The organism is Planosporangium spinosum (assembly GCF_049999945.1).
GTDB classification, from domain to species: Bacteria; Actinomycetota; Actinomycetes; order Mycobacteriales; family Micromonosporaceae; genus Planosporangium; species Planosporangium spinosum.
The window spans coordinates 1-23,977 of the sequence record NZ_JBLYUB010000043.1 but is presented as its reverse complement, the minus strand read 5'-3'; the positions used below and the strand labels follow the sequence as shown (position 1 = coordinate 23,977).

Sequence of the window (23,977 nt, the reverse complement as noted above, 5' to 3'; positions counted from 1 at the left end):
TGTAGATGGCGACGATTCCGATCGCTCCGTTCGGGCCGGCCACGCCGACTCATACATCGGGATACGTCCGGAACGCGCAGAACACCGGGGCAAGTCGGGACAGCGACGATCACGCTGGTTCACGATGATTTTTCACGCTGGTTCACGATGTTTTCTAGCGATAGGCGGCGGTGTTTTCTAGCGATAGGCGGCGGTCGGGCGCGCCCGTGCGCGGCCGCCAGGAACCGGCCGTGGTCGGGCGCACCCGCACGCGGCCGTCAGGAACCGGAGCCGGCGTCGGCCGGCGCGGGGCTGGAGCCGGACGACGGGCTCGCCCCGCCCGGGTTCGGGCTGGTCGTACCGGTCGGTCCCGCGACCGGCGAGGTCGGCTCCGGGCTGGGCGCGGGAGCCGGAGCACTGCCGGTGGGCTGCGGTGTCGGCGCGCCGGTACCAGGAGCGGACCCACCGGCGGGCGGGGTGGTGGGAGCACCGGCCGGGGAGCCATCGCCGGCCGGACCGTGCCCGGCAGAGCCGCCGCCGGCTGGCGCGCCGCCGGTCGCCCGGCCGGCACCGGCCGGGTTCGACCCGCCGACGGTCGAGCCGCCGCGCGTCACCTGGGCGGGCCGCCCGCCGCCGCGGTACCCATCCGCACCGCCCTGGCCACCGGCCGCCTCGACCTCACCGCCGCCGGCCGGCTGCCTGCCGGGCCCTCCGGTCCGCGTCTCGCCCGACGCACCGACCAGCACGTACGAGCATTCGGCACCGTTGAGCGTGAAGGCGGTCGGCATCGGATTGGCCGTGCGGTACCCGGCCGAGAAGTCGAGGGTCCGCTGCGCCCCGGCCGCCAGCGACGGGTCGCCGGCCGGGCCGCGTACGGTCACCGTGCCGTCCGACTGCTGGGCCCACTCCCCGGCCGATCCCCCGGTCAACGTCTGGTCACCGGCGAACGCGAACCGCAGCGTCCACCGGTCGAGCGGCTTGGCCTCGTTGTTGGTGATGCTGAGTTCGACGTCGAACCGGCTGCCGGTGTCGGCCCGCGTCACGTACCGCACGGCGCAGGGCGCCCGGTTGGCACCGGCCCCGTCGGCCGCGATGGCGAGTGTCGCCCTCCGGTCGCCCGGCAGCGCGGCGCAGGTGGCCAGGGCGAGGCCGGCGACCGCGATGCTGGCGGTGGCGCCGCCGACCTGGATCGCCCGCCGTCGCCGTAGCCGGCGGGCGTTACGGACGGCGGCACTGTCGAGGACGGCGCCGGGCAGGATGGCGGTCTCGGCCGCGGGGTCGATGCCCGCACCGAAGAGCGCGGCGACCGCGAGCCGCAGGCGCTCCGGCAAGCGCCCCGCCGGGGCGTTCGCGACCATCGACGGGTCGAGTACCAGGTCCTCCGGGTCGTCGGCACCGGCCGGCAGCGGTACCCGGATGCCGGCGGCGGTGGCAAGGGCACGGGCCACCTCCGCGCTGGTCGGCCGGTCGGACGGATTCTTCGCCAGGCACCGCAGGCACAGCTCGGTCACCCCGTCGGGCAGGCCGGTGATGGCCGGCAGCGGCCGCGGTTCGACCTGCACGTTGGCGTTGATCATCTGGGTGGTGGTCTCGGCGGTCCAGGGCATTCCGCCGGCCAGCGCCCGGTACAGCAGCAGCCCGAGGGCGTACACGTCGCTGGCGGGCCGGACCGGCCCACCGTCCAGCCGCTCCGGCGCGAGGTACGCGGGGGTGCCGAGCACGGTGCCGTCGGGGCGGGGTTCGCCGGTTTCGCCGGCGACGGCGGCGATGCCGAAGTCGACGACCTTGACGCCGGACGCGGTGAGCATGATGTTGGCCGGCTTGACGTCGCGGTGGACCAGTCCCCGGGCGTGCGCGGCCGCCAGTGCCGCCGCGACCTCCGCGCCGACCCGCAGCGCCGCCCGCCACGGCATCGGCCCGCCGGCCAGGCGCTCCGCGAGGGTCCGCCCGGAGATCAGCTCCATCACGACGTAGGGAACGGTCTCCCCGTCCCCGGTGGTCGACTCGCCGTAGTCGTAGACGCCGGTGATGTGCGGGTGGGACAACCTGGCCGCCGCCTGCGCCTCCGCCCGGATCATCGCCCGCGAGTCGGCGTCGGCCGCCAGCGTGGCGGCGAGCACCTTGATCGCGACCTGCCGGTTGAGCACCTCGTCATGGGCGCGCCAGACGACGGACATGCCACCGGCTCCGAGGCGTTCCACGAGCCGGTACCGACCCCCGAGCACCTCGACCGCATCCACGTGCCCAACCTGCCCCGATCGTCGGAGAGCTAATCATTTACATCCGCCGTGGTGACATGCCAACGGGTGGCGTCGCAGGGCCCGACCGGGCGACGAACAGCAGCTCGCACGCCCCTGGACCATCGACGGGCTTCCACGTCGTACGGTACCGCCGCGCGGCGGCACGGGTGCCCGATTCACGCGAACGGGGGTGCCGGGACGGCAACGCGGGCGGCGGAGGTCGCCGCGCGGCGCCGTGGCGATGCGGGCCGCTATGCGACGACGCGGGCGGCAGAGGTCGCCGCGCGACCGTCAGGGGACGGTCTTCTCGATCGCCGCCGGTCCCAGCTCCTCGAGTTCCCGGCGTGCGTCGTCGATGTTCTCAGGAGTCGGATCCTTGCCCTCGGCCGCGGCCAGGTCCACCGGCTCCCATATCTGGTCGGCCCCGGTCCGTAGCTCGACCCGCTCCGACCGGTCATCGTGTCGCGGAGTGTTCATACGTCTCTCGTACCCGCCACATACAGCATCACACCCCCCGAAAAGCCATCCGGGCTTACCTCATATACCGGGCACCAGGTTCGGACGTAAAGCGACCATCCAGACACGGAGCGCCGAAATTGCCCTGTCCGGGCATCGAGAAGCTTCCCAGCGGGTTCGAACTGCCCCATCATGGTGCCGGTGACCCGGGGCGAGTACGGCCAGACCCTCGACACGGTCGCATGTGGACCGCAGATCACCGGACCGGACCACGTGCACCGCGCCGGTGACGCCCACCGCCCGGACAGCGACGATCTGATCGCCTCCGCCCAGGGCGGCGACGAGTACGCGTTCCGGCTGCTGTACCGCGAGGTACAGCCACGCCTGCTGCGCTACCTCCACGCGCTCGTCCCGGACGACGCCGAGGACGTGGCCGCCGACGTCTGGCTGGAGATCACCCGGGGACTGCACGCGTTCCAGGGCGGCCTCGACGGGTTCCGCGGCTGGGCCGCCACCATCGCCCGGCACCGGGCACTGGACCACCTGCGGCGCCTGCGCCGCCGTCCCAGCGCCGACGTACCGGTCGAGGAACTGGTCCATCTGGCGTCCACAGACGACACCGCGGGTGGCGCGCTCGACGCGATGTCGACCGGCAACGCGGTCGCGCTGATCGCCTCCCTGCCCCGCGACCAGGCCGAGGCGGTCATGCTGCGAGCGGTGATGGGACTGTCCGCCGAAGCCGCCGCCAAGGTCCTCGGCAAGCGGTCGGGCGCGGTCCGGATCGCGACCCACCGCGGGCTGCGCCGGCTCGCCGAGCGCGTCGGGCGGGCCGGGGAGCCGGCCCCGCGAGCCCGACTGACCGCCGTCGAACTGCGGAAAAGATGAAATTTCGGAAGGGAGTAACACCAGACCGGTCGCGGACGCTGAAAGGACGTGGGATGGGACGAGATCGAACCCCCGGAGTGGACCGCGGCACCGCCGAGTCGCTCCTGCACGGCGACCGGTGCCCCGGCGCGCCGGAACCGCTCGTCCACCTGCTCGCCGCGGCGACCGCTCCCGGCGGGCGATCCGAACTGGCCGGGGAGGAAGCGGCCGTCGCCGCCTTCCGGCAGTCCCACCGGCCCCCGGTTCACGCGCCCGGACGGCGGGCCCTCCTCGCGGGGGTACTCACGGTGAAGCTCACCGCCGCGTTCACGCTGACCGCCGTCGGTGGCGCCGCCCTGGCCGCCGGCGGGCTGCACCGACTGCACGGCACGTCACGGTTCGGCGCCCGGCCGGCCGCGCCGGTGGCGACCACGCCGGCACCGGCCACCACCGGCCGCGTCACCGTCGTGCCGACGGCCCCCGCCCCGTCCCGGTCGGCCCAACGCCCCGCCGTGGCGACGTCCGCGCCGCCGGTGGACAACCTGTGCCGGATCCTCATCGCCGACCTGCGCAACCGGACGGCCGGCACGCACGTCGGTCTCGACGGCTCCGCGTTCGCCTCCCTGGTCGCCGCGGCCGGCAGCTACGCCGGGGTCTGGTCGTACTGCTCGCGCCTGCTCACCCCGGCCATGCCCGTCCCGACCCCCGCCGCCGAGTGGTGGACCCCGCAGCGCACCCGCAGCGGCTACCCGTCCCCCGACTCCGGCGGCCCGACCCCACCAGGCAGCCCGCCGCAGTACCCCGATCCCCACCGGTACGGCCAGCACAGCATGGCCGCGTCCCCGACCACCGACCGTGACTCCCCCCGTGCACGGTCGGTGCGGGCGTCCTATCCCCCCGGTTAGGACGCCGGTAAGCACCGCCACGCCCATCGTCCCCCCCGCGGTGGGCGTGGCGGGCACCGGTCGGATCTTCGCAAATTGGCCGAACGGACCGGGTACGCGGGCACTCACTTTTGTCACACTCGTCCGGTGACGACGCACTGGCACCGCCCGTACTCACCCGGACCCGGCCGCTGGTTCGTGGTCGCCTGGGAACTCTTCGGGCTGGCCTTCTTCGGCTGGACCACGGAGCGGGCGCTGCGGCCGAGCCTCGCGTTGACCCCGCCCGGCATCATCGCCCTCGTCGTGGCCCTCTTCGCCGCCTGGGTGCTGATCTCGTACCGGATCCTGCGGATGGGCGTGTACGTCAGCGACCGGGGCGTGCGGGTACGCGGACTGCTGCGCACCCGCACCGTGCGGTGGGCGGAGGTGGAGCGGGTCACCGTCCGCGAGACCCGGCACTCGATCGGCCGGTTCCAGGTCGCCGGCGGGCTGAGCGTGCAGCTCGACCCGCACGACGGGCCTGCGATCGAGACGACGCTGTGGGCGCAGGGGATCGACTTCGCGTTCCGGCGGGACGCCTTCCACGCCGCGTACCGGGAGCTGCGCCGGCACCTGACCGCCTACCGGGAGCGCAGCCGCGACGGCCACGACCCCCGGCTGGCGTCGTAGCCGCGGCGGTCAGGTGGTCCGCAGTTCCTCCACCGCGGTCGCGCCGCGCAGGAAGAGCATTCCGACACCGACCACGGCGAGCACGGCCAGGAGCGCGCCTGCCCCGACCAGGGCAAGATCCGCGAACGGTACGGGAACGGCGTGCACGAAGTCGGGCACGTCGATCGTGCGCAGGTTCGGTGACCCCGGGTCCGTGCACTGATCCCAGCCGCCCACGCAGTACTGCGTCCGGCCGCCCCCGGCGTGCGACTCGCCCACCATGCCGCGGGGCAGCGCGGCCCCGGCGGCGAGCGCCACCACCACGGCGGGTATGACCGGAGCGAACACCTGCCAGAGCGTGGCCCGGGCGAGCGTGCCGCGCGGTACCCCGGTGGCGACCAGCGCCGCGTACTCGCGTCGGCGCGACACGATGCCCTCCGCGATCGCGACCAGCATGCCGGCGGCGGCCAGGACGGTCGCGACCGCGACCGCCGCGTCGACCAGTTTCAGCGAGTCGAAGTAGAAGTTCGTGTTCTCCACGGATTCGTAGGGAATCCCGGCCGCCCGCGCCTGCCAGCGGGCGCTGGCCTCCCGGGTCGCGAACTCGGTGACGAACGAGGCCCGCACCGCCACCGCGCCCGCGCCGAACAGCACGCACACCATGAGGACGGCGAACGTCCGGCTGCCCGACCACGGGTCCGCCAGGAGCCGGCGGGCGGCGAGCAGCGCGGCCGGCCGCCGCGCGTACCGGTGCAGCAGCCGGCCGGCGGCGTGGGAGATGGAGCCGGTCGAGACGACGACGCCGATCGCGGTCGTGAGACCCGCGAGGTACACGACGGTCGTCAGCACCGGGCCCACCGGGTTCCCGGGCCACCGTTCGACCCACCGCCCGAGCGGCACGGCCAGCCAGACCAGTCCGACGCCGACGGCGATCAGTGCGACCGGCCACGGCCTGGGCGCCCGGGTACGGGTGCGGCGCACGACGCCGAACGGGGTGAACACGACCCGGCGCAGCAGCCCGGCCGCGATCAGGGTCGCGAGCACCGGCAGGCCGGCGCAGACCGCGACGATGCCCCACCACGACGGCAGGACGTCGGTGGGCAGCAACAGCGTGCCCTCGGCGTCGGGCCGGTGCAGGAGTACCCGCCCGGCAAGGTAGGCGGCCAGTCCGGCCAGTGACCCCAGCGCGGCGGCGAGCCCGGTCTCCGCGGCGGCGATGACGACCGCCTGCCCCGGCGTGGCGCCGGCCAGCCGGATGGCGGCGAGCCGCCGGTCGCGGGCCGGGGCGCCGAGCCGGCCGCACTGGGCGGCCAGCGCCAGCACCGGGACCGTGAGCAGGACCAGCGCGAAGGCGGTGCCACCCCGCAACCCGGGCTCGACGAGCAGTTGAATCCGGTACTGGTTGGCATAGGTGGCGGAAACGTCGTTGTCGCGCAAGGGGTGCGTGGGGATGGCGAGCACGGTCGCGGCGAGCAGCATGATGACCGTGGCCAGCGCCCCGCTCGCCGCCGTGAGGACCACCCGGAGGGTGTCGGTACGGGTACCGGCGAGCGCCAGCCGGACCACCGCCGCGGGCTTCACGGCCGGCTCCCGGCAGCCGGCGCGCCGCCCAGGCCCAGGCCCGTCGGGTCGACCACGCCGTCGCACAGCACGATCTCCCGGTCGGCGTACGCGGCGATCCGCGCCTCGTGGGTGACCAGCACGACGGTGGTGCGCTGGTCGCGGGCGAGCCGGAAGAGCTGCTCCAGGACCTGCTCACCCGCGAGCGTGTCGAGCGCGCCGGTCGGCTCGTCGGCGAAGAGCACCCGAGGCTCGGTGACCAGCGCCCGGGCGAGGGCCACCCGCTGCTGCTGGCCGCCGGAGACCTCCCCTGGGCGCTGGTCGGCCAGGTCGGCGACGCCGAGCCGCGCCAACCAGGCCAGTGCCGCGGTACGCGCCTCTCGCCGCCCCGTGCCGGCGAGCATCAGCGGTAACGCGACGTTCTCGGCCGCCGTCAGGTCGGCGACGAGCTGACCGAACTGGAACAGCACACCGAACTCGCCGCGGCGCAGCCGGGACCGGGCTGCCTCGGAGAGCGTGTCGACGCGCTGGTGGCGGTAGCAGACCTCGCCGGCGTCCGGTCGCATGATGCCGGCGAGGCAGTGCAGGAGGGTGGACTTGCCGCAGCCGCTGGGACCGGTGACGGCGAGCACCTCGCCCTCCTCGATGCCGAGGCTGACGCCGCGCAGGGCCGGCGTCAGCCCGTAGGAGCGGACGAGGCCGCGGGCCTGCAAGATCATGAAAGCACTCCCCCGTGGGTGCTGGCGACGCGTTCGAGGGTGGTCCGCAGCCACCGCAGGTCGGCGTCGAGGTGGACGATGGCGAAGTCGGCCGCGATGACGGTGCCGAGATCAGCACCGGGTGCCGTCTTGGCGGCGGTCAGCTCCCGCAGCCGGTCGAGGTGTGCCTGGCGCTGCGCGACCAGGTAGTCGCGGGCGGCGTCGGCATCGGCGACGAGCAGTGCGACGACCACCTTGGCCAGCAGCGTGCTGCTGACGAACGGCGCGGGCGGTTCGACGCTGCCGAGCCAGGCCGCCAACTCGGCCCGGCCGGCCGCGGTGAGGGTGTACGAGGTGCGCTCCGGGCCGCCGGCCTGGTCCTGACCGGCGGCCTCGACCAGGCCGTCCCGCTCCAACCGACCGAGGGTGCTGTACACCTGCCCGTAGGCCAGCGGCTTGGCGCGGGGCAGCCGCTCGTCGTGGGCGCGTTTCAGCTCGTATCCGTGCCGGGGGCCGGCGGCGAGCAGGCCGAGCAGCACGTGCGCGGTCACCGAACCGGCCGAGGACGGGATGGGCACGGACCAAACTATTCACTGAATGAATAGTTTGGTCAAGTGGAGTACACCGTCCGGCTTGACCTCAACCACGCTTCAGGTTGAAGGCTGGTGGCATGTCCTTCACCGAGGCCGAACTCGCGTACCTGTCGACCCAGCGTCTCGGACGCCTGGCCACCGTCGACCCCGACGGGGAACCGCAGAACAACCCGGTCGGTTTCCGGTACAACCCGGAGACCGGCACGATCGACATCGGCGGCTACACCATGGGCACCACCAGGAAGTTCCGCAACGTGCAGGCCAACGGCCGGGCCGCCCTCGTCGTCGACGACGTGGCGTCGCGGGACCCGTGGCGGGTACGCGGCATCGAGATCCGCGGCGTGGCGGAGGCCGTCCGCGGTGCGACGCCCCCGATGCCCCACCTCAGCGACGACATCATCCGGATCCACCCGCGCCGGATCATCTCGTGGGGTATCGAACGGTTCGGCCCCGGCATGTCGCGGCGTGACGTCGCCTGAGCACCGCCGCGCCCCCTCCCGGCCACGGAGGAAGCGGGACCGGACGGCGTCGCCGGCCTCACCAGCCGAGCGTGCCGCGCGTCAGCTTCGCGACCGCCTCGACCAGGTCGATGCCGGACTCCAGTGAGTCGTGGCCATGCGAGAGCACCACGACGGTGACGTCGGTGCCGGTGCCGGTGATCCGCCCGACGCTGTTGACCGTCCACCGTTCGGGGGTGGTCTCCCTCGGCATCCAGCCGTTCTTCACCGCGACCGCCTCACCCGGCCGGGCCGCGGCACTGATCCCCCAGCCCTGGGAGCGGTCGACGTCGCGCATGAGACCGAACAGGTACCCGGCGTCCTCGATCGGACCGGCGGGGCTGGCCAGCGCGTTGATCAACCGGGCCTGGTCCTCCGCGGTCGTGGTGGTGTTCCCCCAGCGGTCGTCGTCGGGCAACGCGGTCGCGGTCAGGCCGAAGGCATCGATACATCGGGCGATGCCGCCGGTGTGGCTCCACAGTTGCGTCGCGGCGTCGTTGTCGCTGCGCTCGATCATGTCGGCCGCGAGGTGCTTCTCCTCCTCCGTGAGCGGCCGCCGGGTGGGCTGGTTCTCCAGCAACAGCGCCGCGAGGATCTCCACCTTGACGATGCTGGCGGTCTGGAACGGCCGTTGACCGTTGTAGCTGAACGTCCGACCGGTGGCGCGGTCCACCACGGCCACCGCCAGATCGACGCGGCCGCCGCCGTCGTACCGTTTCAGCGCCGCGGCGAGAGCAGCTTCCCGCTGCTGCCACCGCTGCCCGGTCGACGACGGCGGCACCGGCGCCCGGCCGGCGACGGGTATCGGCACCGAATCCACCGGGCGCCACAGGGCGGCACCGGCGGCCGGAACGTACCGCAGGCTCTGACCGGTCGCGATGCCGACGGCGGCGAGAATCGCCAGGCCGACCACAGTGGAGCGCCATCTGATCACGACGGCCGGCCCTACCCGGTCACCGCCGGCGTATTCCCCTGTTTTCAGGATTTACATCCCGCGATGTCCTTACCTGGGCAGGCGGCCGGCCCGGCGGCGCACCGGAGGTACACCGCCGGGCCCGACGCGGTCAGGAGCGGTGTCGCGGGCCGGTCGACATCGCGAGGACGGTCCGCACGGCCTGGTAGGCCGGCTTGGCCGCGAAGTTCTCGTCGAGCAGGTTCGCCGCGCCCTGCGGCGGGTCGGTGAACCAGCCCGGGATCCAGGAGTACTTGTCGGTGTAGCCCCAGACGGTGACGGACAGGCAGCGGGGATTGAGCAGGCACGCCTGCATGACGACGCTGTAGCCCTGCGCCTGCGCCTGGCTCCGGTAGACGTCGTTCGGCATCGGCATCCGGACGTCCACCTCGGTGAACGCTGTGGCCAGGCCGGCGTCGGCGAAGTGCTTGACGTTGGCCGCCAACTCCGGGGCGCTCGGCAGGCCGTACTGCAACCCGAGGTGCCCCTGCATCCCTACGCCGTGGATCGGTACGCCCTGGGCCTTCAACGACGTGACCAGGGCGACCGCCGCGTCGTGCTTGGCGCCGGTGAACTCGATGTTGTAGTCGTTGTAGAACAGCAGGGCGTGCGGGTCGGCCTGGTGTGCCCAGCGGAAGGCGTCGGCGATGTACCCGGGTCCGAGCTTCTGGAGCCAGATCGTGTTCCGCATGGTGCCGTCATCGTTGATCGCCTCGTTGACCACGTCCCACTGCCAGATCCTGCCGCGGAAGTGACCCGCCTCCGCGAAGATGTGGTCACGCAGGATCGTGCGCAGTTGGTCGGCCGTGATCGAGCCGTCGGCGACCCCGTCGGTGAGCCACTTCGGCAGTTGGTTGTGCCAGAGGAGGGTGTGGCCACGGACCTTCTGGCCGTGCTGGCGGGCGAAGTCGACCAGCCGGTCCGCGGCGGAAAAGTCGAAACTTCCGCGCTGTGGCTCGACCACTTCCCATTTCATGACGTTCTCCGGCGTCACGGTCGAGAACTCCGCCGCCGTGCGGTCGCGGTAGGTACCGTCGGACGCGAGCGCCGCCATGTCGACGGCCGTACCGATGCGCAGGTCGTGGCGGTTGCCCAGGGCCCGCAGCGACTGGTCGACCGGCTGCGCGCGGTCACCGCCGACCGACCCGCCCACAGCCGCTCCGGGGAGCTGGAGGGTCAGCAGCACCGCTGCCGCCACCGCGCCGGCGGCGGCTGAGCGCGTCATCTTCATGCGGCGTCCTCTCGATAGACGTCGGGCAATTTCCGGAATGTTTCCGGTAAGGATCCGCCGCGCTATCGAGATTCGCAAGGGCCAATATCGTCGACGTCCGGCGCTCGACCACCGGCGGTCGCCGACCGGGACTCGACGGACGATGGTCGACGACCGGAGTCCGACAGCCGGGGATCACCGCCGGCCGAAGCGGGCAACGTATCGACGCTGCCACGGCATCTCGACCGCCGACCGGTCGTAGTGCGCGCGGACGAAGGCAACGGCCTCCCTGGGCGGCACCCCGTCCAGGCAGGCGATGCAGGCCAGCGCGGTGCCCGTACGCCCCCGGCCACCGTGACACGCGACCTCGACCCGCTCGGCACCGGCCAGCATCCACACCTCGCGCAGCGCGTCGACGGCGTCGATCCGGTCGGCCGGCAGCCAGAAGTCCGGCCAGCGCAACCACCGGGACCGCCACGGTACCGCCGGCGGCTGCTTGCCCAGCAGGTACAGCCCGTACGTCGGCCGGGGTCCGGCCGGCAGCGGTCGACCCAGTCCCCGACCGCGGACCAGCCGCCCCGACGGCAACCGCAGGACCCCCGGCGCGGTCTCGTCCCAACCATCGACCATGACCGCACGCTAGCCCATCCCGGAGCCCAGGCGGACCGCAGGGAAAAGGTCCGATGTACCACGCGAAGCGGACCCGGTGCACCGCGACGAGACCGGCGCGTCGCGGCGAATAGTCCCTTTTAAGGAGAAATCGGGATTAGTCTGGACCCATTCATGCACGCATGAGTGGAGGGGTGCGGTGCCGGTGGACGCTACCGCTCAACGGGTACGGGTCGGCGCACACCTGCGCCGCCTGCGGGTGCTCGCCGGCCTGTCCGGCGACCAGGTGGCCGGTACGCTCGGCTGGTCGCAGTCCAAGGTGTCCCGGATCGAGGCCGGCCGGCACGCCGTGGCGGTACGGGACATCGCCGACCTGCTCGAGGTGTACGGGAGCGGCGACGACCTCCGGGCCGAACTGCTGGGCGCAACCGCCACCGGCAACGGTGAAGGCGCCTGGCTGGTCCGTACCTCCGGCCCCCGGCCGCGCCGGGGCCCGGCCACCGGACCGGAACCGGTGACGGCCAGGCTCCGCGAGTACCAACCGGCGGTCCTGCCCGGCCTGCTCCAGACCCGCGAGTACGCCCGGAGGGCCCTCGCGGTGTCCGGCACCGACGACCCGGACGCCCTGGCGGAGGCGTGGATGCGCCACCAGGAGATCCTCACCGCGGCCAACGGGCCGCGGTACGACCTCGTCCTCGACGCCCGGGCCCTGCTGTCCGCGGTGGCGCCGGTGGACGTGATCCACGACCAGATCCTCTCGCTGGCCGTCCGGGCGCAGCGGTTGCCCCGACTGGACCTGCGGATCGTCCCCGTCGGCCGGCCGGCGGGCGGCTTGTGCGCCGTCGGCTTCACCCTGTACGACTTCCACCACCCGCAGAGCCGGCCGGTGGCGTGCGTCGAGTCGCCGACCGCGGCCGCGTACTTCGCCGCGCCGGACGACATCCGGCGCTACACGGACCTGTTCGCGTCACTGTGGAGCGCGGCACTGCCGGGTACCGAGTCGATCCGGTACCTACGGTCGATCGCCGCGGACCTCGATCGGTACCTGGGAGATCCGGCCTCCTGAAGCGCCCGCGGACGCCTCTCCACCGCCCAGTCATGCACGCATGACTGGGCGGCACCGCGCCCGGCTCCGGGTGCGTCAGGCGCTCACCGGCGCCTGCCGGCGGACGCACGCGTCCGCATACGCCACCGGGGTCATGCCGACGGCCCGGCTGAAGTCGCGGATGAAGTGCGACTGGTCGAAGTAGCCCAGTTCCACGGCAACCTCCGCCCAGGTGCCGCTGGTGCCGTCGGCGAGCCGGGCCGCCGCCTCGTGCAGGCGGTAGCGCTGGAGCACCCACTTGGGGCTGACCCCCACGTACCGCTGGAAGAGCCGCTGGAGCGAGCGCGCCGACAGGCCGAACCGGACACACACGTCGTCGACCCGGCGCACCGACCGGTCGTGCAGCAGCGCGTGGACGATCCGGCCGACGCGGGTGACCTCGCGGTCCGGCGCCGGCCGGTGCGCGCGCAGGTGCCGCTCGGCGACCTCGACCAGCTCGTCCAGGCCGGCGGCGCGAGCCAGCTCGTCGGCCAGGCGCCGCGCCGCGTCGGCGCCCCACAGGGTGGCGAGTGGCCAGGTCTGTCCGGTGAGCGGGGACACCGGGCCGCCCAGGAACGGCAGGAACCCGCCGGGGCGGAACTTCACCCCGAACACCCGGCCGCGACCCTCGTACCGATAGGTGAAGCGCTCCCGGCCGACCCCGGCGATCGCCACGTGGCCCCGGTCGAAGACGAGATTGACGCAGGGGTGCGGGAGCAGGGTCACCGAGGCGCGCCGCCCCTCGGGCAGCTCCCAACGGACCAGCCAGTGACGCTCGACCAGGTCTGCGAGGTCGGCGGAGGCGGGCATCCGGTCGAGGTAGAAGTCCACGTCCCGGACGCCGAGAATGCCGTACTCACTGGTCGTCGCGATCTGTCGCGTTTGTCCAAGCCGCCCGTCGTCCACGCCACCAGCATGGACCCCATGACCGACAATTCTCAGAGCGTCGCCCCGCCCGGCAGCCAGCGCCTGGTGACCTACTTCGCGGTGAACGACTGTGCGAAGGCCATCGAGTTCTACACCGAGACCCTGGGCGCCGAGGTGCTGACCCGGGCGACGATGCCGGACGGCACGGTGATGCACGCCGCGATTCGGCTGGGCGACTGCGTGTTCGAACTGGGCGAGGCGTCCCCCTCGTACGGGCTCCTCCCACCGCCGGCGGAGGGCAACAACTTCACGATCACGTACTGGACCGCGGACGTCGACGCGGTCTTCGACCGGCTCGTGGCCGCCGGGGCGACCGTGATGACGCCGGTGCAGGACGCGTTCTCCGGCGACCGGATGGGCGTCGTGCGCTGCCCGTTCGGTATCCGCTGGTGCGTGGCCCGCCACGACCGGGACGTACCGGCGCAGGAGATCGAGGCCGCCGCACGGGCGTGGGCGGCCACTCAGGAGAGCTGAGCCGACGCGGATGGCCTGCCCGAGGCCGGACCGGCTACGCCGGGGCCGGGCGGTCTGCGCCGAGGTCAGACGGCGCAGTGGTCGTCGTCGCAGGCGTGGCCGGCGGCGCCGTGGGGGTCCGCCGTGGACGCTCCCGGCGCCGCGCCGGCCCCGGACGAACCGTCCGCGGTCTGCTCCCGCGCCATCTCCAGCGCGCGCGTGAAGACCTCGGTGGATTGGGCGCCGGACACCCCGATCCGCCGGTCGAAGACGAAGAACGGCACCCCGGTGACGCCGAACGCCCGCGCCGTGTCGATGTCGGCGCGCACGTCGTCGGCGTGCGCGCCGCCGTCGAGCGCCCGCCGGGCCTGCTCCGCGTCGAGACCGACCTCGGCCGCGAGCCGGGCGAGGACCTCGGGATCACCGAGCTGCTCGCCCTCGGTGAAGTACGCCCGCAGCAGCCGCTCCTTCAGCTCACCCTGCCGACCGTGGGCCGCGGCGAAGTGCAGGAGCCGGTGCGCGTCGAACGTGTTGGTGCCGCGTACCCGGTCGAAGTCGTACGCCAGTCCCTCACCGGCGGCGACCTCGGTCACGTTGGCGAACATGGCGCGGACCTGGTCCACCCCGAACCCCTTGCGGGCCGCGAACGACTCGGCGAACCCGCCCTCCTCACGCGCCGGAGCCTCGGGGTCGAGCTGGAAGCTGCGCCACACGACCTCCACGTCGCCTTCGAACGTCGCCAGCGCCTGTTCGAAGCGACGCTTGCCGATGTAGCACCACGGGCAGACGACGTCGGACCAGATCTCAACGGTGATCACGTGAGGGCCTTCCAGTTGTTGAGGTCTCAACCATAGCGTGGACCGGGCGCCGCCCGACAGGGTCACACAAGAGTGCCACCCCATTGGCCGCGCAAGGGTGCCGTCGGGCGCGGCCCCACCCGATCAGGCGTACCGTGACAATTGCCATGAGTTCTCGTCCCGTGATCATCGGCTTCGACGGCTCGCCCGCCGCCGAGCACGCCCTGCGCGAGGCGGCCGCCCTGCTCGCCCCGCACCCGGCGCTCGTCGTCGTGGTCTGGGAGGCGGGCCGCGCCTTCGAACTGGCGACGCTGCCCATCCGGGCCCTGGAAGAACCGCCGGCCGTCCTCGACCTGCGCACCGGCTTCGTGCTCGACCAGGCGATGTACGAGGCCGCACGGCGCACGGCCCGGTACGGCGAGGTGCTCGCCCGCGACGCCGGCCTCGACGCGAAGAGCATGGTCGTCGCCGACGAGGGGACGGTGGCCGACACGCTCATCCGGTTGGCCCGGGAGAACGACAGCCCGGCCATCATCGTCGGAGCCCACGGCCACCGCACCATCAGTGAGCTGCTGCTCGGCAGTACGTCACAGGACGTGATCCGGCGGGCGCACCGCCCGGTACTGGTGGTCCGCGACCAGGCCCCGGCGCGATGACCGCGCTCCCGCCGCACGATCGGCACGAACTGCGGAGCGCGCTCGCCGCCGCGCGGGCGAGCACCACGGACGAGATCGGTGCGTTGACCCGGGACCTGCAGGACATCATCGACGCGTCCACCTCGGTGGCGACCGACGACGAGCACGATCCGGAGGGCGCGACCATCGCGTTCGAGCGGGCCCAGGTCGCGGCGCTGCTCGGTCGGGCCCGGGAACGCCTCGCCGACCTGGACCGGGCGGTCGAGCAACTCGACGCGGGCACCTACGGCGTGTGCGAGCACTGTGGGCAGCCGATCGCGGCGGAGCGCCTGGCGGCGCGCCCGGCGGCACGGACCTGCATCACCTGCGCCTCAGCCCGCCGCCGTTAGCGGCGGCTGCGCGTCCATCCGCCGCCGCTGACGGCTACGCGGCCGCCCGCCACCGTCAGCCGCCCGCCACCGTCAGGGCCGGTTCGTCGACCGCCAGTCGCCACCGGCGCGGAACTCCCGGATCGCGGCGTCGAACGCCGCCACGTCCACCAGCCCCTTCTCCCCGGCCCACCGGTCGTCGTGGTAGGTGCGCAGGTGACGGGGCGACGCGTCACCGATCAGCGTGACGATGCTGCCCGTCTCCCCGTCCCGGCGCATGCGGGCCACGAGTTCGAGGGCACCCCACAGATTGGTACCCGTGGAGCCACCGACCGGCTGCCCGGTGACCCCGCGAACCGTACGGGCGCCGGCCACGCTCGCCGCGTCGGGCACCGGGATCACCACGTCGACCAACTCCGGCCGGAAGCCGGGCTCCATCCGTGGCCGGCCGATGCCCTCGATCCGCGACGGCGCGCCGGTGGCGTAGTCGGCGGCGCCGGTCGCCCAGCCGGCAAAGTACGCCGAGTTCTCCGGGTCCACGACGGCGAGCCGGGTCGCGTGGCCGTGGTACCGCAGATACCGCCCCAGCGCGGCCGACGTGGCGCCGGTACCCGCGCCGACCACGAGCCACGCCGGTTCCCCCGCGTCGAGGTCGGCGAGCTGGTCGAACAGCTCCTCGGCCAGTCCGGGTCCGCGCCAGTCGACGGTCCGCTCGGCCCAGGTGAACTGGTCGAGGTAGTGGCCGCCGTTCTCGGCCGCGATCCGCGCGGCCTCCTCGTAGATGGCCAGCGGCGGGCTGACGAACCGGCACCGGCCGCCGAGCCGTTCCACCGGTGCGGCGCGACCGGGACTCGGCGCTCCCGGCATCACCGCCAGGTACGGCAGGCCGAGCAGGCGCGCGAAGTACGCCTGGGCCACCGCCGCGGTGCCGCCGGTGGCCTCGACCACGGTGGTGCCCTCGGTGACCCGGCCGGCGGCGATGGCGTACCGGAACATGGCGCGCGCGGCGCGGTGCTTGAGGCTGCCGGTAGGGTGCGCCGACTCGTCTTTGAACCGGAGCGTGATGCCCCACTCCGGCGGGAGCGGAAACGTACGCAACGGCGTGCGCCCGGCGTCCCCGGCCTCCCGGTCGAGTCGCCCGATCGCCTCCGCCGCCCATGCCCGTGACGCCCCGCCGCCGACGTTCATGCGGTGCACTGTAGCCGCGGGCGGCGACAGGATTCGCCCGGTGCCGGCTACGCGCCCCGCAGCGACACGGACGTCCCGGCGTCCCGGTTGCGTTTGGCCACGTACATCGCCTCGTCGGCCCGGCGCACGACGTCGTCGGCGTCCATGCCGGGTACGGCGGTGACCGCTCCCACGCTCACGCCGATGCGGACCGCTTCGCCGGCGAGGTCGAACGGCGTGGACAGCGCCTGCTCGATGCGCTGACAGATGTGGTCCACGACGCCCGCCGTCACGGCCGACGGGCACAGGATGACGAACTCGTCGCCGCCGTACCGGGCCAGCGTGTCCCCGTCCCGCAGGCAGCCGACCAGCCGGCCGGCGACCCGTCGCAGGAGTTCGTCACCGACGACATGGCCGAACCGGTCGTTGACCGCTTTGAAGCCGTCGAGGTCGCAGAAGAGCAGGACCGGCCGCCCGGTACCGGCCCCGGCGCCCAGCGCGGTGGTCAGCCGGGCCAGGAACTCGACCCGGTTGGGCAGACCGGTCAGCGGGTCGTGGGTGGCCTGGTGACCGAGCGCCCGCTCGGCCCGCAGCCGCTGGGCGGACAGCCAGCCGATCCGCACCATCACCAGCGGCACGATGGCGGCGGTGACGATGGCCAGCAGGGACGCGTTCGGTGACAGGCCGAGCGCCTGCTGGAAGCCGGCCACGACCGGGTTGATGCCGAGCGCCACGCCGAGGAAGACCAGATGGAGCACGCTGAGCCGGTCCTCGACGGTCGGCCCCGGCATCAGCAGCGTGACCATCGACCGGTGCGACGCGGCGACCCCCATGATCACGTACGACAGCAGGAACACCACGTCCAGCCACGGCGGCCGGTGGACCTTGACGAAACTGCCGGTCAACGCGAGCCCGAGGTTACCCACGACGGACAGCAGCAGGACGCCCATGAACAGGCGCAGCGCCAGGAGCGGCTGCCGGCTGACGAGTTCCAGGCGCAGCAGCGCGCCCAGGATCCCGCTGAGCGACATGGTGATGGTCAGCAGGGAGGCCTGACCGCCGAGGTGCACGCCGAGCTCGGTCAGCCGTGGGTGGAGCAGGATCGTCCAGAGCACGCCCACGCCGGCGATCGCGACCACCGCCATGTCGATGACCCCGCCGACGTCGTCGCGCCCGTGCTGTCGGACCAGCAACAAGGCGCTGAGCAGCAGGAGTACGTGGCCAACGGTGATGGTCAACTGGGCCGTCCCGCTGCGGACGCCGCTGCCGGCGATCGAGACGGCGTTGATCGTGTTGCCCGCGCCGAGCACGAGCAGCGCGGTGATGAACAGCCGGGCCGCCCGCCGGTGCGGCTTCGGTGTGTTCACGAGGCTGATGCCGACCGGCAGGATCGGGGTCAGGGCGATCAGCAGGTACGCGGTCGGGCGGATCGCGACGGGCAGCGCCGGGTACGCCAGGGTCGCACCGAGCGACACGATGACGTACCACGTGAGAACCCGGCGGCTGCCGGCGGCGGAGCCCACGTACCGGTCATCGGCCGACCACCGGTCGACGTGAGGACAACGCCGGACCGGGCGCCGCGTACCTGACGGGCGCGGGACCGGTCATCCGCCCGGCGCCGTACTAATCGGTTTGCTCACCGATCTTTCCCCGTGGCAGGTTGGCGGGCATGGACAGCAGCCTCGTGCGGGATGTCATCCGAGACCCGCTCGTCCCGGACGACGTCGCCTATACCGTCGTCCTACCGGGCGGGTGGACGACCGACGAGCGGCTGCCGCTGATCCTGCTCCTGCACGGCGCGAACTCGTCCAGCGACCTGCTCGCCCGGCTCCAGCCGGTCATCGACGGCATGTGGCGGGACGGGTCGCTGACCCGGTCGGTCGTCGCCTGCGCCTCGACACCCACGGTCGGCGGCTTCTACATCGACCGCCCCGAGGGCGGCTCGTGGGAGAGCCTGATCGCCACGGCGTTTCCCCGGCTGCTCGAACAGCGGTACCGCATCGACCCGGACCGCATCTTGCTGATGGGCTCCTCGATGGGCGGCTACGGGGCACTCAAGATCGTCTTCGCGGAGCCGGCGCGCTGGCAGGCGGTCGCCGCGATCGCCCCCGCGCTGCTACCCGCGGACGCTCCGCAGGATCTGCGACCGCGCAACACCCTGAGCGTGCTCGCGCAGTTCGGCAGGGAGATGGCCGGCGACGGCACCGACCCTCGCCGGTTCGCCGCCAACAGCGTCCTGCACCGGCTGCGGGCCAACGCCGACGCGATCCGCGCGAGCGAGCTGCCCATCTTCCTGCGCTGCGGCGACCGGGACATGTTCCACCTGCACGACGGCACCGAACAACTCCACCGCGCGCTGTGGGATCTCGACATCGGCCACGAGTACCACCTCGTCTTCGGCGCCGACCACCTCGGGCCGGAGGCCGTGGCCGCGCCGCGCGCCGCGTTGGCGTTCCTCGGTGCGGTGCAGCGGGCGCAGGCGGGCGAGGACAGGACGGCGGCCGACCGGGAACTCGAAGCCGCCTGGCTCGCCTGGGCGGCCGGTGGGCGCCAGGGCCCCCCGCCCGATCTCGACGCGTTCGGCGTCACCGGCCCGACCGCGATGCGCGTCCTGATGGAACCGGAGCTGACCGAGATGGTGCGACGCGATCCGACGGCGGCCCGCCGGTACGGATCCGTCTCCCCCTGACAAGATCCGCTCAGTTTCGCCGGAACTGAGGTCGTACCCGCTTTCTTGCAGCAATCCGAAATAATTCACTCATGATTGACAGCGCTTAATATTCCATGGTTTATTGCATCGCGTCACCGGTTGTCGAGCGGCGCCATGGGAGACGGTGTGAAGCTGGCGGACGTTCTGCAGATTGTTTCACTGGGGGCGGTAGCGACAGCACTGTTTCTCAACTACTGGCAAGCGCGCGAAACGGGCAGGCAGGCCAGCGAGGCATCAAAGCAGGTCCAGCTCTCCAGCTCAATTCTCCAACAAGAGTCATATCGCCAGCTCACCACCTACGGCGCCAACTTCAATACGGTTCTTTTCGGGGCGAACAAGGACCTCCTCGACTGGTTCCTGTCGTCGCGGGGAATTCCGGTCGGATCCCACGACGAGAACCTACGCCACATGTTCATGTACGTCCGGATGGACGTGCATGAGGCGATCTTCACGTCGCACCAGTCCGGCCACCTGGCAGAGAACGCATGGGGCGCCTGGAAGAACGTTATCGAGACCGACGTGGCGACAACCGAGTTCAGGACGGTGTGGCGGGCGGTCGAGAGCCACTACATCGATGAGTTCGCCGCCTTCGTGACCGCCTTGATCCACGAAGAGGACGCGGCGACGAAGCAGCCGATACACGAGCAGTGACGGCACCGTTCGCCACAAGGGGGAGGCTTCGCCCGGAGCCCGGACAGGTCCCGTACCTCTCGGAAGATCCCACGATCACCCGCTTCGCACCCATGTCGCGGCCACCGCCGCGCAGCCCGAGGCGTACGCGTGGGGTGGTCGACGGGGTTCGGCGCCGAACTACTGGTTCCCATGGGACTACCCACGGGCGATGGTGTGGACGACCGGGACCTCGTCGCAGACCGGCCGGGACCGTATCCTCGGGCCGGGCGGAGGTGAGCGGGTACACACTGTCGAGCACCGTTGGCTGGAGGCGATATCGATCGCACGCTCGGCTTCAGTGGCATCCGGCTGAGGAATGCCGCCCCGCGCCCGTGACCGCCATGGCTGGATGACCGGAACCGAATATTTGCGGCGAACGATGGAACGAGGAGCTCGCATGGCGTACCCGCCGATCGAGCCGTACGAGACCGGCATGCTGGACACCGACGACGGGAACTCCGTCTACTGGGAGACCTGCGGCAACCCGGACGGCGTGCCCGTCCTCGTCGTGCACGGCGGCCCGGGTGCCGGGTGCTCGACCGGTGCACGCAGGTCGTTCAACCCGGACCGGTACCGGATCATCCTGTTCGACCAGCGCAACTGCGGCCGGAGTACGCCCCACGCGAGCGACCCCGCCGCCGACATGAGCCGCAACACCACCGCACACCTGCTCGGCGACATGGAGCGGTTGCGCGAGCGCTTGGGCGTACCCCGGTGGATGCTGTACGGCGGGTCGTGGGGCGTGACGCTGTCGCTGGCGTACGCGCAGCGCCACCCGGACCGTGTCTCCGGCATGCTCCTGGTCAGCATCACGTCGTGCCGGCGGTCCGAACTGGACTGGCTGTACCGGGGTGCCGGGCGGATGTTCCCCGAGGCGTGGGCGCGGTTCCGTGACTTCGTCGGGGCCGGGCAATACCGGCTGCCGACGGACACCGAACCGCCGATCGAGGGCCTGCTGACGGCGTACTCCCGGCTCATGGAGAATCCCGACCCCGACGTCCGGGCCCGGACCGCGGCCGAGTGGCTGGCCTGGGAGGACGCGGTCATCTCGATGGAGGGCAACGGCAATCCGGGCCAGTACGGCAACCGCCCGGACGACGCGAAGCTCGCCTTCGCACGGATCTGCGCGCACTACTACGCCAATGGCGGCTTCCTCGACGACGGCGTACTCATCCGCGAGGCGGGCAGGCTGGCCGGCATCCCCGGCATCCTGATCCACGGACGCGGTGACCTCGGTGGCCCGGTGATCACCGCCTGGGAACTCGCACGCGCCTGGCCCGGCGCCGAACTCGTCGTCGTCGACGACTCCGGACACACCGGCAGCGACGCGATGCGGGAGGCGCAGCACGCCGCCGGCGACAAGCTGTACGCGGCGATCACCGAACCGAACTCCGGACACAGGTACTGACGCACCGACGCGGGTACGGCAAGGGCGGTGCGGCCGTACGACAACGCGCCGTTGCCACCCTCAAAGGCTGGAAGATCCTGGCCGGCCTGCGCTGCTGCCCCCTGCCGCGCCACCGCGATCGTGCAGGTCATCCTCGTCCTACACCACGTCGAAGCCGACCGCTACGCACGATGAAAATGGCTCACTGGAAATTCCCACGGCAAGCCACCCGCCCGCCTAACGACCTACGGGAAGTCGGCAGCCTTGGCGGAGGTCAGGAGCCCTTGCCTTCCCACTCCGGTTTGGACCTGGCGCTTGATCGTCAGACCCGAGAGCGACAGGGCCGAGACCCGTCTCGCCGACAACCGGAGCCGTCGGACGGTGGCGATGAGTATGAGGACTGCCGAATCGCGCATAACGGGCAGTGCGTCTCATGATCATTGGTCCACGTATTCAATCTTGGAAAGTTGGGCACCAATATTGGCGCCCAACTTTCCAAGATCTACGGGGAACCGGCTCCGGCCGACCGCTCCGCGGAACCGCAACAGCGCCGCACGAACCCCATGGTCGGCAGGACTGACCCCAGCCCTGGTCAGCCTCAGTCCTGGTCAGCCTCCACGCCGGCCGCGCGGCAGATCTGCCGCACCCGCTCGCGGGTGTATCCGGTCCTGCGCACGATATCCACCTGGCGCACGCCGCTACGGGCTGCCTCCACAATGGCGGCAGCCAGCCGCTCGCGCGCGTGGTCCACCTCAGCCTTGGCGTCGGAGATCAACCGCTCAGCCTGGGCCCGCGCATCGCCCACGGCAGCTTGGGCCTCCCGGTATGCGCGCATGGCGGATTCAAGGTCGTCCGACACGCCGCGATATTCGCATCCCACCCTTGGCCAAACGAGGTCGGATTCGATTAGGCACAACCAGCTCTTAACCGATTATGCCAAATGGACAACAATACTGTTTGGCTATATGACAGGCGCCCCTGGTCGGCGGCGCATCGCTACCAAGGCGCCGCCAACTCCTGGGCGAGTACGCCGACACCCCGGTCAGCCTGGCCCTGGTCCTGAGCGCCGCCCTGGTCGAGGCCAGCGCCGACCTGCGCGGCGTACCCGCCGGGGACCTGCACGACCGGTTCCTGGGCTGGCTGTCGCAGTACGCCCCGAGCGGTCGCCACGCGGTACCGCCGTCAGCGTCCATCCCGACGTAACACCAGGACCTGCCCTACGCCCCGACCGGGCGGCGGGCCACCCAGGCTCAGCACGAAAGTGCACGCACAGCGGGGCACTCATGTAACGAACGGAATGATTTTCCAGTCCGGTTCACCTTTCGGCTGGTGACCGCCGGTTACCGCGCACCGGTAACTCCGCTAGCCGAGCACCGCCTCGGCGAATAGCTCACGTTCGTGGGGGTACCGCAGGCTTAGTACCAATGGAGTAGCCAGCCCCATACCGTTGGCGCAGCTCGCATCGCAATGCGCCACACAACCCGAACCCCGACAGTTCAAGGTCACAACCGACTTTGCAGGGACACGAGGGGGTAGCGGTGGAAGAACATGAGGTTGGTTCGTCGCAGAAGAAGACCGCGCCCGCCCACCGGAGGAAGCGAAGTCGACTACGCGAAATGGCAGCGCCGATCACGATTCTTCTTCGCTCCGGAATGGGAATCATATTCGGCGCGACAACAGCGGCCCTACTGGCATGGTCAGTGACGGCTCGGGCCGACAGCCCCACCGGCGGCCCGTCCGCGGACCCACCCGTAACCAACTACGTCGCCCTGGGAGATTCATTCTCCGCAGGCGTCGGCAACCTGCCCACGGGGTACCCTGCCACCTTCGACCTCAACAGCGTGTACTGCCTTCGGAGCAACCAGGCCTTCCCCCAACTCTTCGCCAACGCGCACAGCCTGTCGGGCAGCACGTTCTCATTTCCCGCCTGCGAGCTCGCCACCACCGACAGCGTGATCAACAGTCAACTGAGCGCCATCACCAGCACCACAGACCTGATCACCGTCTCGGCGGGAGGAAACGACGTCGGCTTCGCGAAGCTGATCGTGGACTGCACCGCCACCACCTCGTGCGTCAGCTCAATCGACGCCGCCATCACGCAGGCACAGACCGTACTTCCAGACAGGCTGACCAACCTCTACAACTCGATCAATTCCAAGAAGTCGTCCTCAGCCACGGTGATCGTGATCGGGTATCCCGTCCTGTTTGCCAATGTCGAGAACTGCGTCGTCGCCAACCCGTTCACCCAACAACCGTTCAACATGACCCGCGAAAACCGCACCGCCGCGAACAACTTGGCAACTCAGCTCAACACCGTCACCAGGGCCCGCGCGCTGGCTGCCGGTTACGCCTTCCTCGACCCGTCGCCGTGGTTCGCCAACAACCTCATCTGCGGCAGCAATACGCCCTGGATCAATGCCCTGCATCTACCGGTCAACCTGACCATCACCCCGGACGCCCTGAGCTGATTTCAACCTCGCTGGCGTGGTCCCCACCAGGGCAGGATGGGTGGCAGGTCGGTGAGGAGCCGGGCTGGCCGTTTGGGCTCGGGCGATTCGCCGTCGTCGCCGTCCCAGCGGCGTCCGTA

26 protein-coding genes and 2 pseudogenes are annotated in these 23,977 nt (G+C 71.7%); 14 read left to right on the top strand and 14 right to left on the bottom strand.

The features are described from left to right. Positions 1 to 257: 257 nt before the first annotated feature. Positions 258 to 2,219: a protein kinase domain-containing protein gene (locus ACNTMW_RS32565; protein WP_426637893.1), complete on the bottom strand. Its 1,962-nt coding sequence runs from the start codon at positions 2,217 to 2,219 to the stop codon at positions 258 to 260. A 291-nt stretch (positions 2,220 to 2,510) separates the two neighbouring features. Then, positions 2,511 to 2,696, bottom strand: coding sequence for a hypothetical protein (locus tag ACNTMW_RS32560; protein ID WP_426637892.1), 186 nt, complete (start codon positions 2,694 to 2,696; stop codon positions 2,511 to 2,513). Between the two features lie 180 nt (positions 2,697 to 2,876). Between ACNTMW_RS32560 and ACNTMW_RS32555 the strand changes: the two genes are divergently transcribed. From ACNTMW_RS32555 to ACNTMW_RS32545, 3 genes are all read left to right on the top strand, one after another. Beyond that, the gene (locus ACNTMW_RS32555; RefSeq protein WP_426637890.1) at positions 2,877 to 3,560 is read left to right on the top strand and encodes an RNA polymerase sigma factor; all 684 of its coding nucleotides are present in this window, start codon (positions 2,877 to 2,879) and stop codon (positions 3,558 to 3,560) included. Positions 3,561 to 3,613: 53 nt separating this feature from the next. Next, on the top strand, positions 3,614 to 4,444 hold the full coding sequence (locus tag ACNTMW_RS32550; protein ID WP_426637888.1) for a hypothetical protein: 831 nt from the start codon (positions 3,614 to 3,616) through the stop codon (positions 4,442 to 4,444). 126 nt (positions 4,445 to 4,570) lie between these two features. Further along, entirely contained in the window at positions 4,571 to 5,092 is a 522-nt protein-coding gene (locus ACNTMW_RS32545) for a PH domain-containing protein (RefSeq protein ID WP_426637887.1), read from the top strand. A gap of 9 nt (positions 5,093 to 5,101) precedes the next feature. On the opposite strand, the gene ACNTMW_RS32540 is transcribed toward ACNTMW_RS32545, so the two are convergent. The 3 genes from ACNTMW_RS32540 to ACNTMW_RS32530 are packed head-to-tail and all read right to left on the bottom strand — an operon-like array spanning position 5,102 to position 7,907. Further along, positions 5,102 to 6,652, bottom strand: coding sequence for an FtsX-like permease family protein (locus ACNTMW_RS32540; RefSeq protein WP_426637886.1), 1,551 nt, complete (start codon positions 6,650 to 6,652; stop codon positions 5,102 to 5,104). Then, positions 6,649 to 7,350, bottom strand: coding sequence for an ABC transporter ATP-binding protein (locus ACNTMW_RS32535; RefSeq protein ID WP_426637885.1), 702 nt, complete (start codon positions 7,348 to 7,350; stop codon positions 6,649 to 6,651). Before ACNTMW_RS32535 ends, ACNTMW_RS32540 begins: the two co-directional genes overlap by 4 nt. Next, complete coding sequence (locus tag ACNTMW_RS32530) at positions 7,347 to 7,907, bottom strand: PadR family transcriptional regulator (RefSeq protein WP_426637883.1); 561 nt, start codon at positions 7,905 to 7,907, stop codon at positions 7,347 to 7,349. The genes ACNTMW_RS32535 and ACNTMW_RS32530 overlap by 4 nt, the downstream gene beginning before the upstream one ends. A 92-nt stretch (positions 7,908 to 7,999) precedes the next feature. Between ACNTMW_RS32530 and ACNTMW_RS32525 the strand changes: the two genes are divergently transcribed. Then, complete coding sequence (locus ACNTMW_RS32525) at positions 8,000 to 8,401, top strand: PPOX class F420-dependent oxidoreductase (RefSeq protein WP_426637881.1); 402 nt, start codon at positions 8,000 to 8,002, stop codon at positions 8,399 to 8,401. Between the two features lie 58 nt (positions 8,402 to 8,459). Here ACNTMW_RS32525 and ACNTMW_RS32520 read toward each other — a convergent pair whose 3' ends face one another. From ACNTMW_RS32520 to ACNTMW_RS32510, 3 genes are all read right to left on the bottom strand, one after another. Further along, complete coding sequence (locus ACNTMW_RS32520) at positions 8,460 to 9,353, bottom strand: serine hydrolase (RefSeq protein ID WP_426637880.1); 894 nt, start codon at positions 9,351 to 9,353, stop codon at positions 8,460 to 8,462. Positions 9,354 to 9,483: 130 nt separating this feature from the next. After that, positions 9,484 to 10,602, bottom strand: coding sequence for an endo-1,4-beta-xylanase (locus ACNTMW_RS32515; protein ID WP_426637879.1), 1,119 nt, complete (start codon positions 10,600 to 10,602; stop codon positions 9,484 to 9,486). A gap of 174 nt (positions 10,603 to 10,776) precedes the next feature. Next, positions 10,777 to 11,211 (bottom strand): protein-tyrosine phosphatase family protein, encoded by a 435-nt coding sequence (locus ACNTMW_RS32510; protein ID WP_426637877.1) that lies wholly within the window; start codon positions 11,209 to 11,211, stop codon positions 10,777 to 10,779. A gap of 184 nt (positions 11,212 to 11,395) precedes the next feature. On the opposite strand from ACNTMW_RS32510, the gene ACNTMW_RS32505 reads away from it, so the two are divergent. Continuing rightward, positions 11,396 to 12,256, top strand: a complete 861-nt coding sequence (locus ACNTMW_RS32505; protein WP_426637875.1) for a helix-turn-helix domain-containing protein — start codon at positions 11,396 to 11,398, stop codon at positions 12,254 to 12,256. A gap of 75 nt (positions 12,257 to 12,331) precedes the next feature. Here ACNTMW_RS32505 and ACNTMW_RS32500 read toward each other — a convergent pair whose 3' ends face one another. Further along, positions 12,332 to 13,180, bottom strand: a complete 849-nt coding sequence (locus ACNTMW_RS32500; RefSeq protein ID WP_426637873.1) for a DUF6597 domain-containing transcriptional factor — start codon at positions 13,178 to 13,180, stop codon at positions 12,332 to 12,334. 18 nt (positions 13,181 to 13,198) lie between these two features. Here ACNTMW_RS32500 and ACNTMW_RS32495 point away from each other — a divergent pair, with 18 nt between their 5' ends. Then, positions 13,199 to 13,675, top strand: coding sequence for a VOC family protein (locus tag ACNTMW_RS32495; protein WP_426637871.1), 477 nt, complete (start codon positions 13,199 to 13,201; stop codon positions 13,673 to 13,675). 65 nt (positions 13,676 to 13,740) lie between these two features. Here the strand turns inward: ACNTMW_RS32495 and ACNTMW_RS32490 are convergent, their stop codons facing one another. Then, complete coding sequence (locus tag ACNTMW_RS32490) at positions 13,741 to 14,472, bottom strand: DsbA family oxidoreductase (protein ID WP_426637870.1); 732 nt, start codon at positions 14,470 to 14,472, stop codon at positions 13,741 to 13,743. 146 nt (positions 14,473 to 14,618) lie between these two features. Here ACNTMW_RS32490 and ACNTMW_RS32485 point away from each other — a divergent pair, with 146 nt between their 5' ends. Both ACNTMW_RS32485 and ACNTMW_RS32480 read left to right on the top strand, forming a co-directional pair. Further along, positions 14,619 to 15,107, top strand: a complete 489-nt coding sequence (locus ACNTMW_RS32485) for a universal stress protein (protein WP_426637868.1) — start codon at positions 14,619 to 14,621, stop codon at positions 15,105 to 15,107. Then, positions 15,104 to 15,475, top strand: coding sequence for a TraR/DksA family transcriptional regulator (locus ACNTMW_RS32480; protein WP_426637866.1), 372 nt, complete (start codon positions 15,104 to 15,106; stop codon positions 15,473 to 15,475). Before ACNTMW_RS32485 ends, ACNTMW_RS32480 begins: the two co-directional genes overlap by 4 nt. Before the next feature lie 72 nt (positions 15,476 to 15,547). Here ACNTMW_RS32480 and ACNTMW_RS32475 read toward each other — a convergent pair whose 3' ends face one another. Together ACNTMW_RS32475 and ACNTMW_RS32470 are read right to left on the bottom strand one after the other, a co-directional pair. Continuing rightward, entirely contained in the window at positions 15,548 to 16,642 is a 1,095-nt protein-coding gene (locus tag ACNTMW_RS32475) for a PLP-dependent cysteine synthase family protein (protein ID WP_426637865.1), read from the bottom strand. A 47-nt stretch (positions 16,643 to 16,689) separates the two neighbouring features. Beyond that, positions 16,690 to 18,144 carry a diguanylate cyclase domain-containing protein gene (locus ACNTMW_RS32470; protein WP_426637864.1) on the bottom strand — a complete coding sequence of 485 codons (1,455 nt, stop codon included), beginning with the start codon at positions 18,142 to 18,144 and terminating at the stop codon, positions 16,690 to 16,692. Positions 18,145 to 18,290: 146 nt separating this feature from the next. Between ACNTMW_RS32470 and ACNTMW_RS32465 the strand changes: the two genes are divergently transcribed. The 5 genes and pseudogenes from ACNTMW_RS32465 to ACNTMW_RS32445 all read left to right on the top strand — a co-directional run. After that, positions 18,291 to 19,310: an alpha/beta hydrolase-fold protein gene (locus tag ACNTMW_RS32465; protein ID WP_426637862.1), complete on the top strand. Its 1,020-nt coding sequence runs from the start codon at positions 18,291 to 18,293 to the stop codon at positions 19,308 to 19,310. A 147-nt stretch (positions 19,311 to 19,457) separates the two neighbouring features. Continuing rightward, the gene (locus ACNTMW_RS32460; protein WP_426637860.1) at positions 19,458 to 19,982 is read left to right on the top strand and encodes a hypothetical protein; all 525 of its coding nucleotides are present in this window, start codon (positions 19,458 to 19,460) and stop codon (positions 19,980 to 19,982) included. A 100-nt stretch (positions 19,983 to 20,082) separates the two neighbouring features. Further along, positions 20,083 to 20,316 (top strand): annotated as a pseudogene (locus ACNTMW_RS32455) (DUF6886 family protein); the annotation flags it as partial. An 84-nt stretch (positions 20,317 to 20,400) separates the two neighbouring features. Continuing rightward, complete coding sequence (pip, locus tag ACNTMW_RS32450; protein ID WP_426637858.1) at positions 20,401 to 21,411, top strand: prolyl aminopeptidase; 1,011 nt, start codon at positions 20,401 to 20,403, stop codon at positions 21,409 to 21,411. 38 nt (positions 21,412 to 21,449) lie between these two features. Next, positions 21,450 to 21,585 (top strand): annotated as a pseudogene (locus ACNTMW_RS32445) (IS5/IS1182 family transposase); the annotation flags it as partial. 403 nt (positions 21,586 to 21,988) lie between these two features. On the opposite strand, the gene ACNTMW_RS32440 reads toward ACNTMW_RS32445, so the two are convergent. After that, on the bottom strand, positions 21,989 to 22,249 hold the full coding sequence (locus ACNTMW_RS32440) for a hypothetical protein (protein WP_426637857.1): 261 nt from the start codon (positions 22,247 to 22,249) through the stop codon (positions 21,989 to 21,991). A 137-nt stretch (positions 22,250 to 22,386) separates the two neighbouring features. Next, the gene (locus ACNTMW_RS32435) at positions 22,387 to 22,560 is read right to left on the bottom strand and encodes a hypothetical protein (protein ID WP_426637856.1); all 174 of its coding nucleotides are present in this window, start codon (positions 22,558 to 22,560) and stop codon (positions 22,387 to 22,389) included. A gap of 368 nt (positions 22,561 to 22,928) precedes the next feature. Here ACNTMW_RS32435 and ACNTMW_RS32430 point away from each other — a divergent pair, with 368 nt between their 5' ends. Continuing rightward, positions 22,929 to 23,858 (top strand): SGNH/GDSL hydrolase family protein, encoded by a 930-nt coding sequence (locus ACNTMW_RS32430; RefSeq protein ID WP_426637855.1) that lies wholly within the window; start codon positions 22,929 to 22,931, stop codon positions 23,856 to 23,858. Positions 23,859 to 23,977: the final 119 nt, after the last annotated feature.